The organism is Syntrophorhabdaceae bacterium (genome assembly GCA_028698615.1).
Lineage (GTDB): Bacteria > Desulfobacterota > Syntrophorhabdia > Syntrophorhabdales > Syntrophorhabdaceae > Delta-02.
Genome location: JAQVWF010000078.1, coordinates 1 through 6,379, shown reverse-complemented (window position 1 = coordinate 6,379; position 6,379 = coordinate 1). Strand labels below are relative to the sequence as shown.

6 protein-coding genes are annotated in these 6,379 nt (G+C 49.2%); all 6 read left to right on the top strand.

Annotated features, from left to right (window positions below; genetic code table 11):
- The first annotated feature begins 310 nt into the window (after positions 1-310).
- Positions 311-1,597, top strand: coding sequence for a tyrosine-type recombinase/integrase (locus PHC90_14000; GenBank protein ID MDD3847457.1), 1,287 nt, complete (start codon positions 311-313; stop codon positions 1,595-1,597).
- Positions 1,590-2,342 carry a hypothetical protein gene (locus PHC90_13995; protein ID MDD3847456.1) on the top strand — a complete coding sequence of 251 codons (753 nt, stop codon included), beginning with the start codon at positions 1,590-1,592 and terminating at the stop codon, positions 2,340-2,342. Before PHC90_14000 ends, PHC90_13995 begins: the two co-directional genes overlap by 8 nt.
- A gap of 96 nt (positions 2,343-2,438) precedes the next feature.
- A complete protein-coding gene (locus tag PHC90_13990) occupies positions 2,439-2,648 on the top strand; it encodes an AlpA family phage regulatory protein (GenBank protein ID MDD3847455.1) in 210 nt (69 codons plus the stop codon).
- A gap of 132 nt (positions 2,649-2,780) precedes the next feature.
- Entirely contained in the window at positions 2,781-4,352 is a 1,572-nt protein-coding gene (locus tag PHC90_13985) for a bifunctional adenosylcobinamide kinase/adenosylcobinamide-phosphate guanylyltransferase (GenBank protein MDD3847454.1), read from the top strand.
- A gap of 1 nt (position 4,353) precedes the next feature.
- On the top strand, positions 4,354-4,653 hold the full coding sequence (locus PHC90_13980) for a hypothetical protein (GenBank protein MDD3847453.1): 300 nt from the start codon (positions 4,354-4,356) through the stop codon (positions 4,651-4,653).
- A 384-nt stretch (positions 4,654-5,037) separates the two neighbouring features.
- A partial coding sequence (locus PHC90_13975) for a terminase large subunit (GenBank protein MDD3847452.1) occupies positions 5,038-6,379 on the top strand: 1,342 nt, incomplete at its 3' end.

Sequence of the window (6,379 nt, the reverse complement as noted above, 5' to 3'; positions counted from 1 at the left end):
CCAGAGAACACATGTGTTTCATCAGGTCATGGTGTGCTTGATTTTATGCTATGCGGATAATGATGGAACGCGCAGAAGAATGGTCGGGATGACTGGATTTGAACCAGCGGCCTCTTGCTCCCGAAGCTAAATAATACACATTTCAAGGCTTTTCTTACAGTTTCAAATCAATTGATGTAGTCTTATAACCTATTGACATTCTATATTATTTCAGGGTATTTATATTTTCATGACGTTTCATTGTGTTGCTTTTATTTTAGTCCCCATTTAGTCCCCGAATTTGGGGACTACAAAAAGGAGGTCAAAAAGCATGGCGAAAAATACCGGAAAACAATTGAAGCTAGACAGCATGGCCGTCGAAAAGGCTAGGCCCAGATCGACCCGTTACGAGCTGGCGGACGGCGAGGGCTTAATTCTCCGCATTATGCCGACAGGCGGGAAATCCTGGCATTTACGTTATGTTTTTGATAGCGATCAAAAACGCATATCATTGGGGAAATATCCGGGGCTGTCGCTCAAAGATGCCAGGGATAAAAAGGACCAGGCATTAAAGGACGTTGCGAATGGTATTGATCCAGCGGAAAAAGCCGACGAAGAAAAACGCAAACGAAAAGAAGCTTTAACATTTGCGGACCTTCTCGATGAATTTTGGGAAAGAGAATTAAAAAAGAAAATCACAGCAGCGGACCAGAAAAGACTCATTACCAAGGATGTTATTCCAGCTTGGAATAAGCGTAAGGTTGCCTCAATAACCCGGTACGAAGCCGTGCGTTTGCTCGACAAAGTAAGAGACCGTGCGCCCGTCACCGGAAACCGTCTGCAAACCGTCTTAGTCAGGATGTTCAATTTCGCGGCAGAAAGGGGCATTATTGAGTTGTCACCCCTTGGTGGTAAGATGAGCCGCTCGGATGAAACATCCCGAAAACGGGTACTTACAGATGACGAAATTAAAACGTTGTGGAATGCGCTTGACCTTGAGGCTGGAGTTGATATTTACGCCGGAACAAAACTAGCGCTGAAAATGATACTACTGACAGGCCAGCGGCCCGGCGAGGTTTGCGGTATGACCTGGGATGAAATAAAGAGCGGTGTCTGGATCAGCCCGGCGACCCGAAGGAAGACCGACGAGGATCAGCAAGTCCCGCTTACCGCCATGATGATCGATATCCTCAAACAGGCGCGGGTGTTCAGCGGTGACAGTCAATACGTCTTCACGTCTCAACGAAGTCCCCTATATAGCCACAGGAAACCGAGCACAGCCAAACCCAAAGAGAACGATTTGCATGTTACCAGGTTGTCGCTATCGCATGCGATTAATCGACATTGGCAAGGAATGGGCTTCGATGGTGAGAGGTTTACCCCACACGACCTCCGCCGGACGGTGAGAACGCGGCTCGCTGAATTAGGAATTGACGACGTTGTAGCGGAACGTGTCTTAGGCCATAAGCTGCAAGGTGTTCTTGCGATTTATAATCGCTATGACTACGCAGCGGAAAAACGGCAAGCGCTCGAACGATGGGAGTCACGCTTAAGGGAAATCCTGAGCATTACAAAACAAAAAACGAACGTCATTCCTCTTGAGGTGCATAATGTCTAAGAGAAAATACATCGATATAAACGTAGACGATGACAAGAAAGCCGAGTATTTGGCAATACTGAATTCTGACTATTTCGATAACCATCCCGGTGACGACCTTGAGACGGCTTTTGAGATACTCCACGGGGATGGGGTATCCTCCTTTTACGACGATTACCCTTTCACACATGAACAGGCGCGTGAAATCAAAATGAAACTGAAAGGGAAGTATGACCACAAGGATGTAACGCGATTCATAATGAAACTTCGTTTCGTTCTCGAAGGAGCGGCATGTTTACTTGACCAAACAGATTCCAAAACGTATAGGAACGACCGTAAATCAATGTTGGCTATATTGGAAAAGAGCTACAAGTTGCTTGATGCCATAAGACAAGGACAAGTAGGTAGAATTCCAAACTATACCGTTTTGCTAGACGACGACCTTAGCGAGCTTGACGGCGAATGCCGGGAGTTGGCTCGTACCACGGGGGATTTATTGAGCGTACTGGTAAGGAAGATGAAGAAGCTCAATGAATTGATCGAGCAGCAGGTCAAACGCTCCGCTGGGTCTTTACATGGAAGACCGACAGCAGACAGCAAAGGGATTGTAAAGCATATTGCCATGGCTTGGGAAGAAGCCTTTCGCGAGAAGCCTACACAGTATCCTGACAGCGATTTCGCGGACGTTCTCAAAATAGCTTTGATAGGACTCAATCTCACACATGAATATCCTCGAAGAAAACTAAAGGACGCTTTGAAGAAATAGACCACATAAAGGGAAAAATTATTTCCCTTTCGCGCATGGAGCATCGCGTTTCACCGTGTTTTAATCTAATTCAGAACACACGAAGGAGGTTGAAACATGGATACGAAATCGCGTCGAATCATCCGTAAACCTGAAATCACAGAAAGATCCGCGCTATCGTCTGTAACTATTTGGCGATTGGAAAAAACCGGTCAATTCCCCAAACGGATACAGCTTGGAGGAAACAGTGTTGGTTGGTTTGCCGACGAGTTCGACGAATGGCTGGAACAAAAAAGCCGAGCAAGGTTCGCCGGGGTGTCCCCGTGAAGAATCCCTTCCGCAAACCCTGCCCTGATTGCCGGCGGGCATATTTCACCAGTGTAACCGGCGAAGACGGAAAGCGTTACATGATCCCCGTCACCGTGATCTATTGCCCGACATGCGGGCGGAGGATAGAAAGTGGCCGGAACTAACCTGGACTATGCGCTTGACTACTTGAAGGCGGGCTATTCAGTGATCCCGGTTGGTCCCGACAAGAGGCCGCTTTTCAGTTGGAAGGAATTTCAAGACCGAAAAGGGACCGAAGACGAGATTGCCGGGTGGTATAGTAAGAATCCAAAGGCCAATGTAGGCATTGTCACCGGCCGGATCTCCGGCATCACCGTTTTAGACTTCGACAGCCAGGCTGCGGTTGATTACTTCCTTGAGAACTCCAAAGGGGAAACACCGTGTAGTGATACTCCCAGGGGAATGCACGCAATTTATGCTTATGAGGAAGGGACCCGGAACACTGTTAAGGTAAACGGCCTCGATATCGACGTTAGGAGCGACGGCGGTTATATCGTAGCACCTCCAAGCATCAACGTCGAGGGTAAACCCTACAGATGGCTTGTCAGTATTCTGGATATGCCGCCTGCGCCCTTGCCCGCTTTTTTAAAAAAATTCTTTTTATATAATAGAGAGCAAGTTAGTCACATACCGTCCAGTCACATCCAGTCACAATATTTCGTTGAAGGCCGCCGGGATGAAGACCTTTTCCACCTTGCAAATTGCCTGATAAAGGGCGGAGCGCACCCGGATTATGTCCGCCAAGTGCTTGAAATGCTGGCAAGTAACTGTAATCCTCCATTCCCTGAAAGAGAGATCGAAGCCAAAATAAAGAGCGCTCTTGACCGCGCTGCCAAAAGAGAGCGAAACATAGCCGAAGAAATCCGGCAATGGGTATTAGTAACATCCGGTCACTTCATGGTCACAGACAGTCACAGAGAATTGGATTTAGTCACACCCAGTCACAGACATGCGGCCAATGTCGCCTTCAGGAGATTATCAGAAGGCCCGAATCCCTTGATTGAACGTTATGGCTCAAAACGCGGATGTTACAGGCTTATCGAGAATGATGTTGAAATAATCGACTACCTCAACGCGCCCGTGAATGAATTTGATATTGAGCTCTCTTTATTGCTGTCTGGACAGCTCAAACTTTATCCTGGAAATGTAGGCATATTCGCCGGGGCCAAATCATCCGGTAAAACGGCTATCGCCTTCGACCTCATCAAGCGAAACCAGGGACGCCATGAAGTTGTCTATATGAACTCCGAAATGCACGATACCGAAATGAGGACCCGTTTAGAGCTTCACGGCGATATGCGGTTGACTGATTGGAGATTCAAGGCAATACGCAGGGGGCATGATTGGGCGGACCTCATAACCGAAGAAAAGAAGATATTCATTATCGACTACATGGAAAACGTTGACGGCGACGCCTGGCGGATAGGGGCCGAGATCAAGAAGATCCACGACAAGCTGAAAGAGGGAGTTGCGATCATCTTTCTGCAGAAGAAGTCAGGCGAAGACCTTGCAAGGGGCGGACAGTACACGCTCGATAAGTCCCGCTTTTATGTAGCACTGGACAAGGGCAAGGCGAAGATCATAGACGCGAAAGCATTCAGGGGTGAGAATCCAAACGGCAAAACCCTGTCATTCAAGATTGTGCAGGGAACCAAAATAATGCCGCAAGGCACATGGGGGTAACATGAAAAAAAGCAATTATGAAGTCATGGACATTTTAAGCGCCAATCCGTATGACAACGAGGATGTTTACCGCCGTGGTGATACTCTGCATTTGAGGCATTACATAGGCTTCAAGAGCGCCCGACATCCTGTCACATACGAGATCGCTCTTTACCGTCTCGATACCCCGGAAAAGCTCTTTCAGTGGATCATCCACCTTCTCGAAAAGAACTGGATCACGCGGGATATGCTTCACCGCATGGTGGCGATATGTGAGATCCATTTCAAGTACGACGCTCACAGGTTTGTAGAGGCCGCATAGTTGACGACAAAGGCCCGTAAATACTGCGCCTCGTTCCCTTGCCCGAATATAGCCGAACCGGGATCATCGTACTGTCAGGAACATACACCGGCCAGGGCACCGAAAGAAACCGATCCGTTTTACTTATCGACTACCTGGAGAAAATTCCGGCAATGGTATTTAAGCAGGCACCCGTTATGTGAACAATGCGAGAAGGAAGGACGGTTAACGCCCGCTGCCATGGTTGACCATATCGTTGAGATCAAAGACGGCGGGGCACTGACAAGCGAGAGCAACGCTATGTCATTGTGTTGGAAGTGTCACGGGATCAAGACAGCGCAAGCGAAAAATCATCGGAAAGGTAGCGAAAATAACCGCGCTGGCAGCGCAAAAGAGACTTATTAAATGGGTAGACGGGGCATTCAGTCAGCAGCGAAGAAAGCAACCAAGCAGAGGCGGGCAAGCCGGGCAAAGGTCCTACCGTGGAATAAGAAAGGACTGTCAAGGGCTGCCCGTGTTATTGCTTTCTGTGAATTCCTTCCGATCACCGCCGGCATCCATGCCGGCAAGCGTCTTCTTCTCCGGGGCTGGCAAAAAGAGATAATCCGGGCAATCTACGCAACAGATAATGAGGGTAACAGGGCCGTTCGTACAGCATTAATAACCCTTCCGCGCAAGAACGGCAAAACAGCGCTGGCGGCGGCCCTGGCCCTTTGTCACCTCCTGGGCCCTGAATCGGAACCAAGAGGCCAGGTATTTAGTGCCGCTTCGGATCGGGAACAGGCCGCGATCATCTACCGGGAAATGGAAGCTATCATCTTCTCCGTGCCGGAATTCGAGGCCCGCTGCCATATCCAATCCTTTCATAAGACCATCACGGACACGACGACAGGCAGTGTTTACCGGGCAATGACAGCCGACGGAAGGAAAGCACACGGGCTTTCCCCTTCATTCATGGTCTATGACGAGCTCGCGCAATCCAAGGACCGGGAGCTTTACGACAACCTTACAACCGGAACCGGGGCCCGGAAAGAGCCGCTTATGATCGTTATCAGCACACAGTCAGCGGACCCGAACCATATCCTTTCCGAACTGGTGGACTATGCCCTGAAGATCGAAGACGGCACCCTTCCACCGGACCCGGCATTTTATGGCTGTGTCTATGCGGCGCCCGATGACTGTGATCCCTGGGACGAACAGGTATGGTTTGACTGTAACCCGGCGCTTGATGACTTTCGATCCCTGGAAGAGATGCGGATCTTTGCCGAGCAAGCGAAGAAGATCCCGGCGAAAGAGGCCGTTTTCAAAAACCTGTATCTCAATATGCGGGTGTCACCGGATGCAAAATGGATATCATCAACCGATTTTGACGAATGTGTGGGAGCATTGCCGGACCTTACCGGGTGCGAATGCTACGCGGGGCTTGACCTGTCCAGTACACAGGATTTAAGCGCCCTGTCGCTCTGCTTTGTCCCTGTGAGCGAAGACGAGCCTTTCTATACCCTGCATTATGCCTGGTGTCCTGAAGATGCGATAAAGACCCGCTCAAAGAACGACAGGGTACCTTATGACCTGTGGAACAAGCAAGAGTATATCGAGGCAACACCGGGCGCCGTGATTGATTACGGGTATATTCTGAAGCGTATAGAGGCAATCGGCAAACGGTATGACTTAAAAGCAATCCTCTTCGATAGATGGGGCGCGACAAAGATCGTTAAAGACCTTGAGGACATGGGTTTAACCGTCC

What these genes read in the sequence shown, in the direction of transcription:
- PHC90_14000 (MDD3847457.1), top strand. Translation starts at nt 311, where the DNA reads ATGGCGAAAAATACCGGAAAACAATTGAAGCTAGACAGCATGGCCGTC.
- PHC90_13980 (MDD3847453.1), top strand. Translation starts at nt 4,354, where the DNA reads ATGAAAAAAAGCAATTATGAAGTCATGGACATTTTAAGCGCCAATCCG.
- PHC90_13990 (MDD3847455.1), top strand. Translation starts at nt 2,439, where the DNA reads ATGGATACGAAATCGCGTCGAATCATCCGTAAACCTGAAATCACAGAA.
- PHC90_13995 (MDD3847456.1), top strand. Translation starts at nt 1,590, where the DNA reads ATGTCTAAGAGAAAATACATCGATATAAACGTAGACGATGACAAGAAA.